We start from the raw sequence: 18,017 nt of genomic DNA, 5'->3' as shown, positions 1-18,017 counted from the left end.
GCGACGCAGCTCCCCGGAGCGCGGCACCGGTGTCTCAGGCGGGGGCTTCGGTCAGGTCGGCCGTCGTCACCGTCGCCGGGCCGGCGTGTCCGCAGAGGGCGAGGGTGAGGTCGAACCCCGCCAGCACGCAGCGGATGACGTGCTCCACACCCGCCTGGCCGTCCAGGCCCAGCCCGTAGACGTACGGACGCCCCAGGAGCACCGCCCGCGCGCCCAGGGCGAGCGCCTTGAAGACGTCGGCTCCGGTACGCACCCCGCTGTCGAACAGCACCGCCAGCCGGTCGCCGACCGCGTCCACGACCCGGGGCAGCGCGTCGGCCGCGGCGACCGAGCCGGCCACCTGCCGGCCGCCGTGGTTGGAGACCACCACACCGTCCGTTCCGGCGTCCGCGGCCAGCCGTGCGTCGTCCGGGTGCAGGACGCCCTTCAGGATGATCGGCCCTGCCCAGTGCTCGCGCAGGAAGGCCAGGTCCGGCCAGGTGTGGCCGGGGTCCCCGAACAGGCCGAGGAAGTGCAGCACCGCCGCGTTCGGGTCCTCGTGCACCGGCTTGGCCAGCCCCGCCAGGAACGCAGGGTCGGTGAAGTAGTTGGCGGTGCCCACGCCGTGCAGGAACGGCAGGTACGCCTGGTCCAGATCGCGGGGGCGCCATGCCAGCAGCGGCGTGTCCAGCGTGACGACCAGCACCGAGAACCCGGCCGTCCTGGCCCGGTCGAGGAAACTCCGGGTCACCTCGCGGTCCCGGCCCCAGTACAACTGGAACCACCGCTCGGCGTCCCCCATCGCCTCCGCCACCTGTTCCAGCGGCGTGCTGGACGCCGACGACAGGACGTACGGCACGCCCTGCGCGGCGGCGGCCCGGGCGGCCGCGGTCTCGGCGTCCGGATGCATGATCGACAGCACCCCGACGGGCGCCAGGGCGAGCGGCGCGGGCAGGGTCCGCCCCAGCACCTCGGTGGTCAGGTCCCGCTCGTGCACGTCCCGCAGCATGCGCGGCACGATGCGGCGCCGGTCGAGGCCCGCCCGGTTGGCGCGGGCCGTGCCGCCGTCCCCCGCGCTGCCCGCCACATAGCCCACCGGGCCCGGATCGAGCCGGTGTTCGGCCAGGTCCTCCAACCGGGTGAGGTCGGTGGGAAGCCGGGACACCACGCCGGTCATCCCGTTCAGCTATATCTCGTACTGGAAGTCCGCCCAGTGCTTCGCCATCGTCCCTCCCGCGCCGTCGGCCGCCTGCCGCACCCGACCATACCGACCGGTAAGTCGGTGCCGCGCGGGTGCCGGCGGCGCGGAATGGCGGAGGCAGCGGCTCCTGGTGATCACTACATGAACACGAGGAGTCATGAAGAGGCGCGCGGAGGGCCGGGCCGGAATGTTTCAGGACGATTAACGAACGGCTGTTTTTCGGCCATCTGACCGCTTCCGCAGCCGGGGAACCGCTCAGTTCCGGGGGCATGCCGGTCGGATTCCGTGACTTCGCGCCACTGATTCAACACGAAAGGTTACTGAAACCCATGGGTGCGATGTGTATTTCGCTGGCGGACTCGGCAGAGTGGCGCTCGCCGCTCCGGTACCCGACCGGAACCGGAGCCGGCTCCCTGTCATCTCAGCGGAAGGATGCACACAATGCGGAACACCGCGCGCTGGGCAGCGGCCCTCGGCCTCACGGCCGCCGCCGTCTGCGGACCCCTGACCGGGGCCGCCGTCGCTGCACCGGGCGCCGCCCCGTCGTCGCTCTACGCCCCCTCGGCCCTGGTGCTCACCACGGGCCACGGCAACGACGCGGCCACGGCCACTCCGGAGCGCGCCGTCACCCTGAACTGCGCCCCCTCGGCGTCGGGCACCCACCCGGCCGCGGCCCAGGCCTGCGCCGAGCTGCGGGGCGTCGGCGGTGACTTCGATGCCCTGAAGCCGGCGGACGACGTCATGTGCACCAAGGTCTACGACCCGGTGGTCGTGACCGTCCAGGGCGTCTGGCAGGGCAAGCGCGTCGCGTACGAGCGGACCTTCGGCAACATGTGCGTGAAGGACGCCGTCGGCGGCAGCCTCTTCGCCTTCTGAGACCGGGATCGTGAGTCCCCGTGGACGCCGGATCAGGTTCGCAACTGGGGAGTGCGGCCTCTGGAGCGGGGAACCCGCGATCTCGTACCGGGGCAGGCGGGCGGAGTGGGGCCGCCCGCCTGCACCGGGCACACAGCCGCTCCCCGGCCGGCCCGTGGGGGGCCGTCCGGGGAGCGGCGAAAAATTACCGGTTTCAACCCGAGGCTCAGGCCTTGCGCCGGTGACTCGTGTCGCACCACGGGTAGCGGCGACTGCGCCGGCAGGTACACAGAGCGACGCGGAAGCGGTCCGAGGAGACCGTGGTCCCGTCCTCCAGCTCGATCTCCACAGGCCCCTCCACCAACAGCGGCCCGCGCCGCCGCATGGTGATCCTGCGGGCTTCGTCAGCAGGGTCGTTCGGCACGGATGACCACCAGCTCTTCCCTGTCTTCGGCCGGCGCGAGCAACCCGCGCCGGCGCAGCCATTCCTCCCGGGAGCGCAGCACCGGACCGAAGGCGATCCAGCGGCGCCGGACGACCGTGGCCTTCAGGCCCGCCGCCCGCAGCAGCTCCAGGGTCCGTTCCGGACCGCTCAGCGCGGAGTGCACCAGCAGCAGCACCCCGCCGGGGCGCAGCAGCGGCGGCGCGTCCCGGCAGATCCGGTCCAGCAGCAGCCGCCCGTCGAGCCCCGCGTCCCAGGCCCGGGCCCGCCCGCGCGGCCCGGACCCGGCGTCGGGCGCCGGCACGTAGGGCGGGTTGGCCAGGATGACGTCGTACGTCCGGCCGCGGACCGGCGTGAAGAGGTTGCCGCGCCGGATGTGCACCGGCAGCCGCGTCCGCCAGGCGTTGAGCCGTGCCGTCCACACCGCCCGCCGGGACACGTCCACCGCGGTCACCCGGGCGCCCCGCCGGGCCGCCTCCAGAGCCAGCGCACCGCTGCCGGTGCCCACGTCCAGTACCTGGGCGCCGGGCGGGGGATTCTCCTCGCGGAGCACCTCGGCCAACAGCTCCGTGTCGTCCTGCGGGGCGTACACACCCGGAAGTACCAAAGCGATCACACCGCCCGGGTACCCAGAGGATCAGGATGTATGAGACATCTCCTGTTCCAGGGGTGCCCGCCGGTCCTGTTCCTCGGACGGTCGCGGGTTCTCGTCCAGGGGGGTACGCAGGGACGACCGCCCCGCCCGCCAGTCGGCGAGCAGCCGCCGGCCCAGCCGGTCCTCCAGGAACTCGGTCGCGTCGATGCCGAAGGTCACGTCCGGCGCCAGCTCCGGCTCCTCCTCCAGCAGACCCCCGATGACCTCCTGCCGGACGACCTGCTCGTGCACCGCGTCCGCCTCCACGTGCTCGTCGTAGAAGAACTCGGCGGCCGGGCCGGCACCGGTGCGGCGCATCGCGTCCGCGAGCCGGCGGGAGGCGGGCGAGGAGGTGATCTCCACCTCGGCGAAGTGGCCCACCAGCGCGCCGCGCAGCCGGCGGTGCAGACCGAACAGGGACATCAGGTTGACCACGGCCAGCATCTCGGCGGGGGCCGCGTCCAGATAGCGGCCGTACGCGGTGTCCAGGCCGAGGTCCGTCATCAGGTCGGCGAACAGGCGCGCGTGCACCCGGTCGGCCCGGCCGCCGCCGAACTCGTCGAACTCCACGGCGGCCATCCCCGCCTTCGCCCGGCCCCACAGCCGCGGCAGCACCCAGGCGTGCGGGTCGGCCTCCTTCAGGTGGTACAGGGAGCGCTGGGCCGCGTACTCGCGCACCTGCCACAGCTCGCCCTCGTCGCACAGGAAGTGGCTGACCCCGGTGCCCTCGGCCGGCTCGACCAGCAGCGCGCCCAGCGCATCGTCCAGGCTGTCGTGGGCGGGCGTGTCGGCACGCAGCGCGGACAGGAAGCGCTGCTCCAGCGCCGCGCGGACCCGCAGCAGGTCCGGGTCCCACTCGGCTTCCGGGGGGACGCCGGCGAAACCGCGGTAGTGCAGCTCGTAACAGAGGTACAGGGCGAGCTGCGGGTCGTCGTCGTACGGGTCCGCCGCCGAGGCGTTCTCAGGGCGGGGGAGGGGGCCCGTGCCGCGCAGGTACGCACCGACCGCGGCGGAGAGGGGGCCCCGGGGCGGGGGAAGCTGGGGTCCTCGCAGGTGCTGGTTCATGGGACACGGGTACCCGGCCCACCGTGAAGCACGACCACGGGCCGGGCAGCCCTCCCGGCGGCCAAGCACGACCACGGGCCGGGCAGGCCGCCCCGCCCGGCCGCGCTACTCGCCGTGCGCCTGCTCCTGCGCCCCGGTGTTCGGGGTGATGGCGTCCCCGGCCTCGCCCGAGGCACCCTCGTCCCCCTGGCGCTTCTCGGCCTCCTCGACCTCGCGGAGCACCTCCTCCACCGCCGTCTCGGGCTTCTCCTCGCGGTTGTCGCCGCCGGACATCGTGTCTCCTTCCGCCGTCCTGCCGATCTCCCCTGCGAGTTACCCGCCGACGCCGTCTCAAGCGTCACGCCGGGGCGGGGCGGGGGCCGGTGCTCGCGCGGGACAGGGTGCGGTGCCGTGTCGGTCGTCGGTGATCAGGAAGCCCTGGACGAGCGCCCTCGGGAAGTCACGGATGCCCGGCGCGCGGGACTCCGCCGTGCGCGGTGTTTCAGGGTGTGGCGCCCTGGATACACCGCGAGGACTCGGTACCGGAGCCCGCGCGCCCGTGCACACCGTCGCAGTGAGGTCGTCACCATGTCCCACGCCCCGCCCCCCGCAGGACCGTCGGACCCCGCTCTGCCGGTGCGGGACCTCGCCGCAGAGACGGGCTCCGCCCCGCGTCCCGCGCGCTCCCCGGCCGGCCGTGGCGGTACCGCCCTGGTGACGGGCGCCTCCTCGGGCATCGGTGCCGCCGTGGCCCGCCGGCTGGCCGCCGAGGGAGGCTGGCGCCTCGCGCTGAACGGGCGTGACATCACCCGACTGGAGCAGGTGGCCGCCCGGACCGGTGCGGCGGCCCTGCCCGCCGATCTGACCCGGCCCGGCGCCCACCGTCGGCTCACCGACCTCGCCCTGGACCACCTCGGCCGCGTCGACCTGCTGGTGGCGGGCGCCGGCGTGGGCTGGGCCGGGGACTTCGCCGGCATGCCCGCCGCGCGCATCGACGAGATCGTCGGCGTCGACCTGCTGGCCACCGTCCACCTCGTACGCGCCCTGCTGCCCCACATGGTCGCGGCCGGCTCGGGACGCGTCGTCCTCGTCGGCTCCTTCGCCGGCAGCGTGGGCGTACGCGGCGAGGCCGTCTACTCCGCGGCGAAGGCCGCCCTCGCCACCTTCGCCGACGCCCTGCGCTACGAGCTGCGCGGCACCGGGGTGGGCGTCAGCCACGTCATCCCCGGCGTGGTCGACACGCCGTTCTTCGACCGGCGGGGCACCCCGTACGCGCGGTCGTGGCCGCGGCCGGTACCCGCCGAACGCTTGGCGGACGCGGTGTGGTCCGCCATCGTCCACGACCGGGACGAGGTGTACGTCCCCGGCTGGCTGCGGCTGCCCGCCCGGGTACGCGGCGCCGCGCCCGGACTCTACCGGCGGCTCGCCGGCCGCTTCGGGTGAACGGCCATGACCGCCGTCACGGTGCTGCTCGCCCTGCTCGCGGCCCTGTCCAACGCGTCCGCATCGGTGCTTCAGCGCCGGGCCGCCGTGCAGGAGCCGGACGACGGCGGCGGGGCGGGGTCCGTCGTACGCCGGTTCACCCGTGTGCTGCGGCGCCGCTCCTGGCTGGCGGGCGTCGCACTGCTGGCACTGTCCGGCCTGCTCCAGGCCGGTGCGCTGGCCGTCGGCAGCCTGTCCCTCGTCCAGCCGCTGCTCGCCGCCGAGCTGCTGTTCACACTGGCTGTGGGCAGTGTCGTCTTCCGGCGCCGGCCGGACGGCCGGACCTGGCTGGCGTTCGCCGCGCTCGCCGTGGGGCTGGCCCTGTTCCTGCTCGCGGCGGCGCCGACGGCCGGCCGGACCGACGCGCCGCCCCGGGCCTGGCTGCTGGGCGGGGGCGGGGTGCTCGGTGCCGTCGCCCTGCTCGCCGTCGCCGCCCTCCCGGCGAAGGGCGCGTCCCGGGCGGCGCTGCTCGGCCTCGCCTCCGCCGTGTCCTTCGCGGCCACCGCCGCGCTGCTCAAGGAGGCCGTGGGGCGGCTCGGGGACGGACCCGCGGCGATGTTCGGGCACTGGTCGCTGTACGCCACAGGGGTCGCCGGACTCGTCGCCTTCCTGCTGTTGCAGGGTGCGCTCGGCGCCGGTTCGCTGACGGCCTCGCAGCCGGCCCTCACCCTCGGCGACGCGCTCACCAGCGTGGTCCTGGGCTGGGTCCTGTTCGCCGAGACGATCCACCTGGGCCTGAACCTGATCCCGGAGGCGCTCGGCATCGCCCTGATCGGCGCGGGCAGCATCGGCCTGGCACACGCCCAGAGCGTCGGCGGGCAGTGGGACACGGCAGCGCCGGACCGCCCGCCGGAACGGGACGGGCCCCGGGCGCCCGCGCCACGCGGACACTGACCCGCTACCGACCCGCCACGCCGAAGGAGGCGGTCACCGATGTTCCTCGGGTCCGGCCGCGCGTGGCGGGCGGCGGCGGTCCTGCTGCCCGCCGGTGCCGTCGCGGCGCACATCGGCCCGGCGGCCACGTGGCTCCCCGGCGTACGACTGCCGCTCTTCCCCGGGCTCTCCGGCACCGGACACCGCCGGCACGTCGCGCTCACGTTCGACGACGGACCGGACCCGGACTCGACCCCGCGTTTCCTCGACGCGCTGGACGGGCTCGGGATCCGGGCGACGTTCTTCGTCCTCGGCGAGCATGTGGTGGACCATCCCGCGCTGGCCCGGGAGACGGTACGGCGCGGACACGAACTCGGGGTGCACGGCTGGACCCACGACCGCCCGTGGCGCCCCGCGCTCACCCGCACCGCGGAGGAACTCGACCGGAGCGTCCGCGCGGTGTACGACATCACCGGGTGCCGCCCGCGCTGGTACCGCCCCCCGTACGGCATCCTCACCACGAGCCGCTGGCGGGCCGCCCGGCGGGCCGGGCTGCGCACGGTGCTGTGGTCGGCGTGGGGCAGGGACTGGACGGCCGACGCCACGCCGGCGTCCGTGCGGGCCCGGATCGCCGCGGACCTGCGCGGCGGCGGCACCGTCCTGTTGCACGACTCCGACCGGCACTCGGCCCCCGGCTGCTGGCACGCGGCCCTGGGCGCGCTGCCGGCCCTCGTCCAGGACTGTCACGAAGCGGGCCTCTCGGTCGGCCCCCTCCACGAACACATCCCACCCCCGCCCCGGCCGACAGCACCGTCCGGCACCCTCACGACGTGACCGGGCACGTGGCGGGGCCCGCCCTGTCGTGCGGGGCGGTCCCGGCTCCCGTGCGGGGCGGCCCGGGGTCACAGGTCGGTCAGGTGGTCCAGGGGGTCGTGTCGGAAGAGGGCGTGGCCGCGGGTCACCCGTTCGGCGCGTTCGCGGGCGTCGTCAGTGAGCCGGGCGAGGGCCGCCAGCAGGGCGGGGCCGTCCGGGGCGAGGTCGGACAGGCCGAGGCCGGCCATGCGGCGCACCCCGTCCGCGCCGTGGCCGGGCAGGGGGCGGTAGCCGATCACGGGCAGCCCCGCGGCGAGGGCCTGCACGGCGGTCTGGCCGGCGGCGTTGTCCACCAGGGCGTGGGACGCGGCCAGCAGGCCGGGCATGTCGTCGACCCAGTCCAGGGCCAGCGCCGCGGGCTCGCGGGAGACCCGGGCGCGGAGCCGGTCGTTGCGGCCGCACAGCACCACCGGGAGGTAGCCGGCCGCCGCCAGCAGCGTGGTGGTCGCGGCGGGGTGGGACGCCGCGCCCCAGGCACCCGCGGACAGCAGCACCGGTGGCCGGCCGGGCGCACGGCCGGCGGAACGCTCCCGCCAGCACGCCGCCCCGGGGGCCGGCGCGCGGAAGGCCGGCGCGACCACCGGCCCGGTGGTGATCACGGGTACGGCGAGGGAGCGGCGCACGTCGGCCGCCGCCGCGTCCGTCAGACACAGGTACCGGTCGTTGCCCGGATGCAGCCACTGCCGGTGCACCGCGAAGTCCAGCAGGAAGACGGCGCTGGGCACCCGCAGCCGGCCCCGGGCCCGCAGATGGCCGGTGAGCTGCGCGGCCAGATGGAACACGGACACCACCACGTCGGCGCCCGTGCGGTCCGCGAGGTCCGTCAGCCGGTCCCCGGCCAGCCGCGCCAGCGGGACCCCCGCTCGGCCGCCGGCCGGGCCCCTCGCGCAGGAACGCGCCGTAGAGACCGGCGTACACCCAGGGCAGGTGCCGTACCGACGCCTGGTAGCCGCGGCGCAGGCCCGTGCCGAGCCCGTACGGCAGCAGCCGCAGGACGTCCACGACGTACGCCTCGTGCCCGGCCGCGGTGGTCCGCCGCGCGAGTTCGGCGGCCACGGTGTCGTGGCCGGCGCCCATGCTCGCGCTCACGATCAGCGTCCGCCGCCGGGCGCCCGGCGCATGATGGTCCGTGGTCCGCACGGCTTCCGATTCTCCGGTGGCGCGGTGCGGAAACGGCGGACGTCCCGGCCGTGTCGCCGTGGCGCCGTGCGGCGGTGCGTGACCCGGCCGCGAGTTGCCCGGTGCGGGCCGGGGTGGATGAATCGGCACAGGGAGACGTGTGGGCGGCGAGCACGGGAGGAGCCGTGAGGCGGTGGCGGCGCGGCCTGCACCGCGCGTGGAAGTGGCTCGGCGTCCGGGCGCTGTTCGCGCACGGCCGCGAGCTGGAGCTGATGCACCGGGCCATGGGGTTCGCCACGCTGGCCCTGGTGACGCTGGCGCCGCTGCTGATCGTGGTGGCCGCCGCGGATCCCCTGGTGCGGGGCGGGTTCGCCTCGTGGCTCACCGACGGCATGGGGCTGTCCGGGCGTTCCGCGCGGGTGCTCACCGACGTGATCAGCCCCCCGCGCAAGGTCATCGGCACCACCAGCGTCTGGAGCGCGGTCCTGCTCGCCGTCTTCGGCGTGTCCTTCGGCGGCAGCGTGCAGAACGCCTACGAGCGGATCTGGCGGCTGGCGGCGGGCCCCTGGCACCGGGTCTGGCGGCAGGCGACCTGGCTGGTGGTGCTGACGGCGTACCTCTACCAGGAGGTGACGACGAAGGCGGCGCTGCACGGCAGCCAGCGGATCGTGCTCTCCACGGTCAGCGCCGTGCTGTTCTTCTGGTGGGGACAGCGATTCCTGCTGGGCGGGCAGATCCGCTGGCGCGCCCTGCTGCCGGGGGCGCTGGCGACGGTGATCGGCCTGGTCGGCCTGCGGGCGTTCTCCTCGCTCGTCTTCACCCCGCTCATCGTGACCAACGCGCTCAGCTACGGCGCCGTCGGCACCGTGCTCGTGGTCGAGTCGTGGCTCATCGGCGTGGGGTTCGTCATCTACGGCGGCGCCCTGTTCGGCCGCTGGTTCTGCCGGCACCACTGGATGCCGTCCCACTACGACGGGCCGGAGTACGGCGACGACGACGGGCCGGAACCGCTGGACCGTCTGCCGGGCGCGCTCGGCGAGCTGCCGGGCTCCTCGGACGGCCCGCCGGGGACCCCGGGGGAGCGCGGCTAGACACGGTCTCCCCAGAGGACCGGCTAGGCCCGCTGCCGGCGTACCAGTTCGTGCAGGCGGCCCGTGGTGTCGGCGAGGAGGTCGGCCGGGGCGCCCTGCTGGACGACCTTGCCGTCCTCCATCACGATCACCCGGTCGGCGTCCAGGACGGTCGACAGGCGGTGGGCGATGACGATCCGGGTGGCGTTCAGCTTGCGGGTGCTGTCGATGACGATGCGCTGGGTGTCGTTGTCCAGGGCACTGGTCGCCTCGTCGAAGAAGAGGATCCGCGGGCGCCGGACGAGGGCCTGCGCGATCATCAGACGCTGCCGCTGCCCGCCGGAGATCGCGCCGTTGCCCGCGACGATCGTGTGCAGCCCCATCGGCATCCGCTGGATGTCCTCCGCGAGCCCCGCCAGCTCGGCCGCCGCCATAGCCTCCTCCGGCGTGTACGGTCCGGTGCCGCAGATGACGTCCAGGATGGAACCGGTGAACGGCTGCGCGTGCTGGAGGACCACCCCGCACTGGCGGCGCACCGCGGACTGGTCGAGGGCCGCGAGATCCTGGCCGTCGTACAGGACGCTGCCGGAGACCGGCCGGTCGAAGCCGATGAGCAGGCGCAGCAGCGTGGACTTGCCGCAGCCGCTCGGCCCGACGACGGCGACGAACTCGCCCGGCCGTACGGCGAACGACACGTCGTCCAGGACGAGCGGGCCGTCGTCGGCGTACCGGAACGACAGCCTGCGGGCCTCCAGCGCGCCCGACAGCGGGCCCGGGCGGGTGCTCGCCGTGCGGACCTCGGGCGTGGCCCGGAGCACCGGCCTGATCTCCTCGAACAGCGGCAGCGCCGCCACCGCCGAGACGAACGCGCCGGTCAGCTGGGTGACCGAGGTCAGCAGCATGGTGACCGAGGTGTTGAAGGCCAGGAAGTCCGCCGCCGACATGGCGCCCTTCGCCGGGCCCGCCAGCAGCATGAACATCAGCAGCGTGCAGACCGGCAGGTACACGGCGCCGAGGACCGTGGTGAGGTTCTTGATCCGGCCGGCCCGCTGCTGGAGTTCCCGGCTGCGCGCGAACTCCCGCGCCCAGGCCGCGTACGCGTAGTTCTCGGCCGCCGCCACACGCAGCTTGGGCAGGCCGCGCAGAGTCTGGAACGCCTGGTTGTTCAGCTTGTTGCCGAGCACCACGAGCCGCCGCTGCCAGCGCACCTGCCACAGCCCGAGGCCCAGGAACACCGCCGCGATGACGACGAGCATGCCGAGCGCGGCCATCGCCATCGGCACGCTGTACCAGAGCAGCAGGCCGAGGTTCATCGCACCGACGGTCACCGACTGGGCGACCACCGGGCCGACGCCCGCGAGCATGCGCCGGACCGCGCTGATGCCCATGGCCGCGCTGGCCAGTTCACCCGTGGAGCGCTGGGTGAAGAAGCGGGTGGGCAGCCGCAGCAGCCGGTCCCAGACGGCCGGCTGGAGCGCCGCCTCGATCCGGCCCTCCAGCCGCAGGATGGAGAGGTTCTCCAGCAGTGTGAACGCCGCCGCGACGACGCCGCTGACCATCACCGCCAGGGACACCTGCACGATCAGCCCCGTCCGGGCCTGCGGCACGTACTCGCCGAGCACCTTGCCGGTCGCGATCGGCACCAGCGCCCCGATCGCGACCGTCACCAGCCCGGCGAGGAGCAGCCGGAGCAGGTCGCTCCGGGTGCCGCGCAGGGCGAACCGCAGCAGCCCGAGCGGGCCGAGCCGCCGGTCGGGCAACGGCCGGTAGAACATCACCGCGCGCGGTTCGAACTCCGCCGCGTTCGCCTTCTCCACCGGCGTCTCGCGTCCCGTCCCGGGATGGACGGCCACATAGCCGCCGCGCCGCCACAGCAGGGCGACCGGCGCCCCGGACAGCGCCCGGTGGCCGACCAGCGGACCGACGTCCTCCCGCCACCAGCGCCCGTCCAGGCGGACCGCCCGGGTGCGCACCCGGGACGCCAGCGCGATGCGTTCCACCGGGTCCAGCCGCTCGCTGTCGGCCCCGCTCTGCGCGGGCTCGGCGAGACTGATCCCGGCCGCCTCGGCGACCAGCCGGCACGCCGCGTGGGTGGCGTCGGTGTCGGCGGTGGTCGTACGGCGGGAGGGGTGCCCGCCGATGGAGGCAAGCAGCGTCCGGTCGGCCTGGGCGCGCACGGCCTCACCGGCCTTGATCCCGGCCGCGGTGCGGGTCTCGTGGGTGCGCTCGAGCTGTTCGATCCACCGGTCGAGCGCGGTCAGCAGCCGGTACTGCTGGTCGACCATGCTCTGCCACAGCGCCGGGTCCATCAACAGGTCGGCGGCGGCCTCCGCGCCGTACAGGGAGCCGTACTGCACGCTGCCCGGCGGCACCTGCATCCAGAAGACGTCGTCGTCCGCCGGCGCCGCGGCCCGCTCCTCGGCCATCGGCGCCTGGAACAGGACCGACAGGCCCCGGCCGACGCCGAGGGCGACCGCGTACTCCAGCGGGCTCGACGCCGGCGGGACGTACTGCGGGTTGCCGTCCGCGTCGTAGGACCAGGTCTGCGTGTGCGCGGGCTGGTACAGCTCGCGCAGGCCGACGCGGTGCATCACACAGTCGCGGACCGGGCGGGCCACCAGGGTGTGCTGGGGCCCGGTGACCGGGCCGAGCAGCAGCGTGCCCGCCTCCAGCCGGCCGAGGTGGTGCCAGTGGCCCTGCTGGGCGGCGTCCACCGCGAACAGGTCCAGGGCGCCGGACGCGACCAGCCACAGCACCTGCGGGTCCGCCAGGTCCAGGCGGCCGAGGCCGGCGCAGTCCAGCCGCGTGCCCAGCGCGCCGAGCGCCCCGAGGACGAGATCGTCTTCGTGTACGGACGTCATCTCACCGCTCCCTGACCAGTGCCGCGTACGCGCCGCCACGCGCCACCAGTTCCTCGTGCCGCCCGCGTTCCACCACCGTGCCGTGCTGGAGCACGACGATCTCGTCGCTGTCGCGGACCGTGCTGAGCCGGTGCGCGATCACCACGCAGGCGCAGCCGCGCCGCCGCATGTTGTCCATCACGACCAGCTCGGTCTCCGCGTCCAGCGCACTGGTCACCTCGTCCAGCACGAGGATGCTCGGCCGGCGCACCAGCGCCCGCGCGATCTCCAGGCGCTGGCGCTGACCGCCGGAGAAGTTCCGGCCGTCCTGCTCGACCCGGCTGTGGATGCCGCCGGGCCGGCGCCTCACCACGTCGTACAGGGCCGCGTCCTTCAGTGCCTCCACCACGGCCTCGTCGGGGATCGACGGATCCCACAGGGCCACGTTGTCGCGCACCGAGCCCTCGAAGAGGAACACGTCCTGGTCGACGAAGGAGACGGAGGCGGCGAGCGTCCCGCGCGGGATGTCCTCCAGCCGGCGGCCGTCGATGCGGATGACCCCGTCCCACGGTGTGTAGAGGCCCGAGATCAGCCGGGAGACCGTGGACTTGCCGCTGCCGGAGCCGCCGACCAGCGCCACCTGCCGCCCCGGGCCGACCGTCAGGTCGAAGCCGGTCAGCAGCGGCTTGTCCAGCGGGCTGTAGCCGAAGGTGATGTTCTCCAGCTCGACGTGCCCGTGCAGTCGGCGGGTGGAGCCGACGCCGCCGGGACGGGCGTACAGCGGGTCGGCCTGGAAGTTCTCCACGTCCTTGAGCCGCGCCACGTCGGCCGCGAAGTCCTGGATGCGTCCTGCCACGCCGTTGAGCCGGGTCAGCGGCGCGGTGAAGCGGGTGACCAGCGCCTGGAAGGCGACCAGCAGGCCGATCGAGAGGTGCCCCTCGACCGCGCGCAGGCCGCCGATCCACAGGATCAGCGCGCTGTTGACGGTGGCGAGCGTGGGCGCGACCACGCCCAGCCAGGCGCTCGGCACGCCGAGCCGCTGCTGCTCCTCCAGCGTGGTGGCGTGCTGTCCCGCCCACTTGCGGAAGTACCCGTCCTCGCCGCCGGTCGCCTTCATCGTCTCGATCAACTGGAGACCGGTGTAGGCGGTGTTGGTGAGCCGGGCGCTGTCCGCGCGCAGCTTCGCCGTACGGGTGGCGCGCAGCCGTACGACCAGCCGCATGGCGACCACGTTCAGCAGGGCCACGCCGATGCCGACGCACGTCAGTTGCGGGTCGTAGGTGTACAGGAGCACCGCGTACAGCACGACCACGACCGCGTCCACGCCCGCCGCCGCGAGATCGCGGGCCAGGGTCTCGGCGACCTGGTCGTTGGACTGGAGGCGCTGCACCAGGTCGGCGGGGGAGCGCTGGGCGAAGAACGTCACCGGCAGGCGCAGCAGATGGCGCAGGAAGCGGGCGCTGGAGAGCGTGGAGGAGATGATCCGGCCGTGCAGCAGATTGGCCTGCTGGAGCCAGGTCAGCACCACGGTGAGCAGGACGCACGCCGCCATCGAGGTGAACAGCACGCCCAGCAGCGAGGTCTGACCACCGATGAGGAAGGAGTCGATGTAGGTGCGGCCGAGCGCGGGGACGGCGGCGCCGACGGCGACCAGCAGGAGGCTGGCCAGTACCGCGGCGGGCAGGGTGCCCGCGGTGCCGCGCAGCCGGGCCGGCATCGCGCCGAGCACGCCCGGCCGGCGCCCGCCCCGGGTGAAGCCGTCGCCCGGCTCCAGCACCAGCACCACACCGGTGAAGCCGCTGTCGAACTCCTCCATGGGCACGAAACGGCGGCCCTTGGCGGGGTCGTTGATGTGGACGCCGCGGCGGCCGAAGCGGCGGCCCATGCCGTCGTAGACGACGTAGTGGTTGAACTCCCAGAAGAGGATGGCCGGTGCCCGCACCTCGGCGAGGGCGGTCAGGTCCATCTGCATGCCCTTGGCCGTCAGGCCGTAACCGCGGGCCGCCTTCAGCAGGTTGGAGGCGCGCGAACCGTCGCGGGAGACACCGCAGGCGATGCGCAGTTCCTCCAGCGGGACGTGCCGCCCGTAGTGGCCGAGGACCATGGCGAGGGAGGCGGCGCCGCATTCGACGGCTTCCATCTGGAGCACGGTGGGGGTGCGGACCGTGCGGGTACGGGAGGAGGGGGCCGGACGCTTCGCGGGAGCCGCCCGTCTGCGGTCGCGGGTTTCCTGGGCGGTGGTCACGGGAGCAGCCAATCGACGGGGTGCTGGTCGGCGAGCCGGACGGAGGCGTCGGCGAGGGTCATGGAGTCCAGCCGGAAGGGCGGGCCCTCGGCGGTGGACCACCGGTAACCGCTCTTCGTGGACCGGGAGGTGTCCAACTCGACCAGGACGGCCACCGGGCGGCCGGCGCGGGTGAACTGCTCGCCGAGCTGGCTGTCGCCGAGGAACGCGGAGACGGACTGGGCGGACTGCGCGCCGCGGTCCACCGACCTCACCTCGCCGCGCAGCACCCCGTACCGCTGTGCCGGTACGGAGGACACGGTCAGGTCGACCGAGGCGTGCGCCGGGATGGCGGCGGCGTTCTCCGCGGGCACGTACACGGTCGCGTACAGGGGGTCGGAGGCGTGGGCGGTCCTCTCGACCGCGGCGACACCGGTACCGGTCCGGATGATCTGGCCGATGGTGGCGGCGAGCGTGGTGACGCGGCCGGCGGCGACGGTGCGGACCACCGCGTCGCCCCGGTCCGTACGGACCTTCACGACGGGCGCGCCGGCGGGCAGCCGCTGGCCCTGCCGGGCGAGAACGGCCGTCACCTGTCCGGCGATCGGGCTCTGGAGCAGGTAACTGCCCTGCCCGTGCGTGAGGATGGCGGGCGCGCGCACGGTGGAGGCGACCGACCCGGTCACCGCCCAGACGGAGGCCGCCGCCAGGACGACGACGGTGACGCCGAGCGCGAGCCAGCCCTGCGGGCGGGCGAGCCGCACCGGAAGATCCAGCTCCTCCGGCGACTGGAGCTTGGCGAGGGCCTGTTGGCGGAACTGCACGGGACTTCCCTCACCCGGGGGGGGACATCGGAACGGCGGTGTGCCGGGGCACCCGAGAGTCCCGGAGCCGAGGGACGGCTCCGGGACGTCGGTGACACCGGGGTGCGGTCAGAGACCGGCAACCAGGTTGGTGACCGGCTGGGTGTTCAGGCCGGTGACACCCTCGACGGTGCCGACGACCGTGTCGACCAGGCCGGAGACCGGGGCGATGCCGTTGACGGCACCGGTCACGGTGTTCAGGGCGTTCACGGACAGGCCGCCGGAGACGTTGTCCAGCTCGGCGTCCGAGATCTCGACGGTCTGGACCTGGGGGGTGGAGTTCATGGTGGAACTTCCCTTCGTATGGGTATTTCACAAGGGGGAGAGCGGCCCCCTCTGGGGACAGACGGACGGCCGCGTCCGCGGGCGCCGGGCACCCGTCTCCGGGGGCCCGCCGGACCCCCGCGGTGCGTTGGATCAAAGCACGCACGGTGGATGCGCTTCCAATCAATCAGGGCTCTCACCTGCGCACTTGGCCCATCGAGGGGCGTAACCGTGCAGGCGTGCGCACGGCTTGTCGGCGACTCCTTCACATGCCGCACGGCATCGCCGCACCGGGCGCCCCGCCCGCCGCGGCGCGAAACCGGCACTCCGCGCCAAAGGTGTGCCGCGGGGCGCGGGGATGTGCAGATCCCCCGGCACCCGTGACGTGCCTGGGCATTCGCTGTGCAGATTCCCTGAAGGAGGGATTCCGCTTCCCGTTCGACGCTGACCGTCACGGACCGGTCACAGACTGTGCCGATCCGTGGTCCGGCGTCCACTCCTGGCCATGCGCACGTGGAGCCTGTCCGAATCGCCGCGCAGGCAAGGCCGTTGGGAAACGGAATTGAACACACCGAGCGGCCGGTGCGTACCTACGACCATCGAGGCGCCTCGGTACCCCCCCAAAAAACCACCTGCCCGTCAGTGGCAGACCCCCGTCCCCAGGAGGTCGAGAAGGTTGAGTCACAAGCGAATGCCCAAGCGCAAGGCCGCGATAGCGGTGGGCGGTGTCGCGGCACTCGGAGCGGCGGCCCTCCTGCTGCCCAACGCCAACGCCTCCCAGGACAAGGACCAGGCGTCAAGCGCAGCCGGCACCGCGAAGACCCTGAAGGCCTCGGACGCCTCGGACCTCAGTGCCCAGGTGCGGAAGATCCTCGGAGACGCCTTCGCCGGTTCGTACTTCGACAGCGCGAAGCAGCAGCTCGTCGTGAACGTCGTCAGTGGCGGCGGCGCCGACGACAACATGGTCGTCCAGGCGAAGAAGGCGGGCGCGGTCGTCCGCGAGGTGAAGAACAGCACCGCCGACCTCAAGGCCGCCGCGAGGACGCTGAAGGCCAAGGCGACCATTCCCGGTACCTCCTGGGCCGTCGACCCGCGCACCGACAAGGTCCTCGTCACCGCCGACCGCAGCGTCACCGGCGCCCAGTGGAACCGGCTGCGGTCCACCGTGCGCGACCTCGGCCCCGGCATGGCGACCGTGAAGAGGTCGTCCGGCACCTTCAAGACGTTCCTCTCCGGCGGCGACGCCATCTTCTCCCAGGTGCAGGGCGGCAACGTCCGCTGCTCCCTCGGCTTCAACGTCACCGCCTCCGACGGCAGCCCCGCCTTCCTGACGGCGGGTCACTGCGGCGTCGCCGCCAAGGACTGGTCCGACTCCCAGACCGGCCAGCCCCTCGCCACCGTCGACCAGGCCACCTTCCCGGGCAACGACTTCTCCTTGGTCAAGTACAACGACGCCACCACACAGGCGCCCAGCGAGGTCAACACCGGCAACGGTCAGACGGTGCAGATCAACCAGGCCGCCGACGCCACCGTCGGCGAGACCGTGTTCCGGATGGGCTCCACCACCGGACTGCACGACGGCAAGGTCACCGGCCTGGACGCCACCGTCAACTTCCAGAGTGAGACCGACCCGAACGGCGTCGACACCGTCAACGGCCTCATCCAGACGGACGTCTGCGCCGAAGCGGGCGACAGCGGCGGCTCCCTGTTCACCCAGGACGGCAGCGCCCTCGGTCTCACCTCCGGCGGCAGCGGCGACTGCACCAACGGCGGCGAGACCTTCTTCCAGCCCGTCACCACCGCCCTCCAGGCCACCGGCGCGACCCTCGGCAACGGCGGCAACGGCGGCAACGCCGGCAACGGAGCGGGTGACCCGGCGGGAGCCGGTGACCAGGCGGGCGCGGGTGCGGGCGACCAGTCCGGTGCCGGTGCGGGTGACCAGGCGGGAGCCGGTGACCAGTCCGGTGCCGGTGCGGGTGACCAGGCGGGCGCGGGTGCGGGCGACCAGTCCGGTGCCGGTGACCAGTCCGGTGCCGGTGCGGGTGACCAGTCCGGTGCGGGTAACGGCGCGGGTGCCGATGACCAGTCGGGTGCGGGTGCCGGTGACCAGTCCGGCGCGGGCGACGGCTCCGGCGCCGGTGACCAGGCAGGCGCGGGTGACGCGTCCGGTGCCGGCACGGCCGGCCACGGGGCGACGTCCCTGACCGGCACGCGCTGAGCGAACCGGACGTGCGATGACTCCCCGGCCGGCTCC

General features: G+C 74.0%; 15 protein-coding genes and 1 pseudogene. 6 read left to right on the top strand and 10 right to left on the bottom strand.

Annotated elements, in window-relative coordinates:
* Window positions 1-34 precede the first annotated feature (34 nt).
* Window positions 35-1,156 carry a lactate 2-monooxygenase gene (locus D9753_RS02860; RefSeq protein ID WP_240468013.1) on the bottom strand — a complete coding sequence of 374 codons (1,122 nt, stop codon included), beginning with the start codon at window positions 1,154-1,156 and terminating at the stop codon, window positions 35-37.
* 465 nt (window positions 1,157-1,621) lie between these two features.
* On the opposite strand from D9753_RS02860, the gene D9753_RS02855 reads away from it, so the two are divergent.
* Window positions 1,622-2,056 carry a protease inhibitor gene (locus D9753_RS02855; RefSeq protein ID WP_121785571.1) on the top strand — a complete coding sequence of 145 codons (435 nt, stop codon included), beginning with the start codon at window positions 1,622-1,624 and terminating at the stop codon, window positions 2,054-2,056.
* Window positions 2,057-2,261: 205 nt separating this feature from the next.
* On the opposite strand, the gene D9753_RS02850 is transcribed toward D9753_RS02855, so the two are convergent.
* The 4 genes from D9753_RS02850 to D9753_RS36320 form a co-directional block, all read right to left on the bottom strand.
* Window positions 2,262-2,459, bottom strand: a complete 198-nt coding sequence (locus D9753_RS02850; protein WP_121785570.1) for a CDGSH iron-sulfur domain-containing protein — start codon at window positions 2,457-2,459, stop codon at window positions 2,262-2,264.
* Entirely contained in the window at window positions 2,440-3,069 is a 630-nt protein-coding gene (locus D9753_RS02845; protein ID WP_121785569.1) for a HemK2/MTQ2 family protein methyltransferase, read from the bottom strand. The genes D9753_RS02850 and D9753_RS02845 overlap by 20 nt, the downstream gene beginning before the upstream one ends.
* Before the next feature lie 45 nt (window positions 3,070-3,114).
* Window positions 3,115-4,176 (bottom strand): iron-containing redox enzyme family protein, encoded by a 1,062-nt coding sequence (locus tag D9753_RS02840; RefSeq protein ID WP_121785568.1) that lies wholly within the window; start codon window positions 4,174-4,176, stop codon window positions 3,115-3,117.
* 105 nt (window positions 4,177-4,281) lie between these two features.
* Window positions 4,282-4,449: a hypothetical protein gene (locus tag D9753_RS36320; RefSeq protein WP_163010603.1), complete on the bottom strand. Its 168-nt coding sequence runs from the start codon at window positions 4,447-4,449 to the stop codon at window positions 4,282-4,284.
* A gap of 294 nt (window positions 4,450-4,743) precedes the next feature.
* On the opposite strand from D9753_RS36320, the gene D9753_RS02835 reads away from it, so the two are divergent.
* From D9753_RS02835 to D9753_RS02825, 3 genes are read left to right on the top strand one after another with little or no spacing between them, the layout of a single operon-like run.
* A complete protein-coding gene (locus D9753_RS02835; protein ID WP_121785567.1) occupies window positions 4,744-5,598 on the top strand; it encodes an SDR family NAD(P)-dependent oxidoreductase in 855 nt (284 codons plus the stop codon).
* A gap of 6 nt (window positions 5,599-5,604) precedes the next feature.
* The gene (locus D9753_RS02830) at window positions 5,605-6,531 is read left to right on the top strand and encodes a DMT family transporter (RefSeq protein WP_121785566.1); all 927 of its coding nucleotides are present in this window, start codon (window positions 5,605-5,607) and stop codon (window positions 6,529-6,531) included.
* Between the two features lie 39 nt (window positions 6,532-6,570).
* On the top strand, window positions 6,571-7,344 hold the full coding sequence (locus tag D9753_RS02825) for a polysaccharide deacetylase family protein (protein ID WP_121785565.1): 774 nt from the start codon (window positions 6,571-6,573) through the stop codon (window positions 7,342-7,344).
* Window positions 7,345-7,412: 68 nt separating this feature from the next.
* On the opposite strand, the pseudogene D9753_RS02820 reads toward D9753_RS02825, so the two are convergent.
* A pseudogene (locus D9753_RS02820) lies at window positions 7,413-8,460 on the bottom strand (MGDG synthase family glycosyltransferase).
* Window positions 8,461-8,687: 227 nt separating this feature from the next.
* Between D9753_RS02820 and D9753_RS02815 the strand changes: the two are divergent.
* Window positions 8,688-9,593 carry a ribonuclease BN gene (locus D9753_RS02815; protein ID WP_394346678.1) on the top strand — a complete coding sequence of 302 codons (906 nt, stop codon included), beginning with the start codon at window positions 8,688-8,690 and terminating at the stop codon, window positions 9,591-9,593.
* A 23-nt stretch (window positions 9,594-9,616) separates the two neighbouring features.
* On the opposite strand, the gene D9753_RS02810 is transcribed toward D9753_RS02815, so the two are convergent.
* The 4 genes from D9753_RS02810 to D9753_RS02795 form a co-directional block, all read right to left on the bottom strand.
* On the bottom strand, window positions 9,617-12,433 hold the full coding sequence (locus tag D9753_RS02810; RefSeq protein ID WP_121785564.1) for an NHLP bacteriocin export ABC transporter permease/ATPase subunit: 2,817 nt from the start codon (window positions 12,431-12,433) through the stop codon (window positions 9,617-9,619).
* Window position 12,434: 1 nt separating this feature from the next.
* Window positions 12,435-14,657, bottom strand: a complete 2,223-nt coding sequence (locus D9753_RS02805) for an NHLP family bacteriocin export ABC transporter peptidase/permease/ATPase subunit (RefSeq protein WP_121785563.1) — start codon at window positions 14,655-14,657, stop codon at window positions 12,435-12,437.
* Window positions 14,654-15,460, bottom strand: coding sequence for an HlyD family efflux transporter periplasmic adaptor subunit (locus D9753_RS02800; protein WP_121785562.1), 807 nt, complete (start codon window positions 15,458-15,460; stop codon window positions 14,654-14,656). The genes D9753_RS02805 and D9753_RS02800 overlap by 4 nt, the downstream gene beginning before the upstream one ends.
* 108 nt (window positions 15,461-15,568) lie before the next feature.
* The gene (locus D9753_RS02795; RefSeq protein ID WP_121785561.1) at window positions 15,569-15,784 is read right to left on the bottom strand and encodes a type A2 lantipeptide; all 216 of its coding nucleotides are present in this window, start codon (window positions 15,782-15,784) and stop codon (window positions 15,569-15,571) included.
* Window positions 15,785-16,454: 670 nt separating this feature from the next.
* On the opposite strand from D9753_RS02795, the gene D9753_RS02790 reads away from it, so the two are divergent.
* Window positions 16,455-17,981: a S1 family peptidase gene (locus tag D9753_RS02790; RefSeq protein WP_121785560.1), complete on the top strand. Its 1,527-nt coding sequence runs from the start codon at window positions 16,455-16,457 to the stop codon at window positions 17,979-17,981.
* Window positions 17,982-18,017 lie beyond the last annotated feature (36 nt).

It is taken from the genome of Streptomyces dangxiongensis (genome assembly GCF_003675325.1).
In the GTDB taxonomy this organism is placed as follows: Bacteria; Actinomycetota; Actinomycetes; order Streptomycetales; family Streptomycetaceae; genus Streptomyces; species Streptomyces dangxiongensis.
The sequence above is the reverse complement of the archived record's forward strand: the minus strand, read 5'-3'. Positions and strand labels throughout refer to the sequence as shown.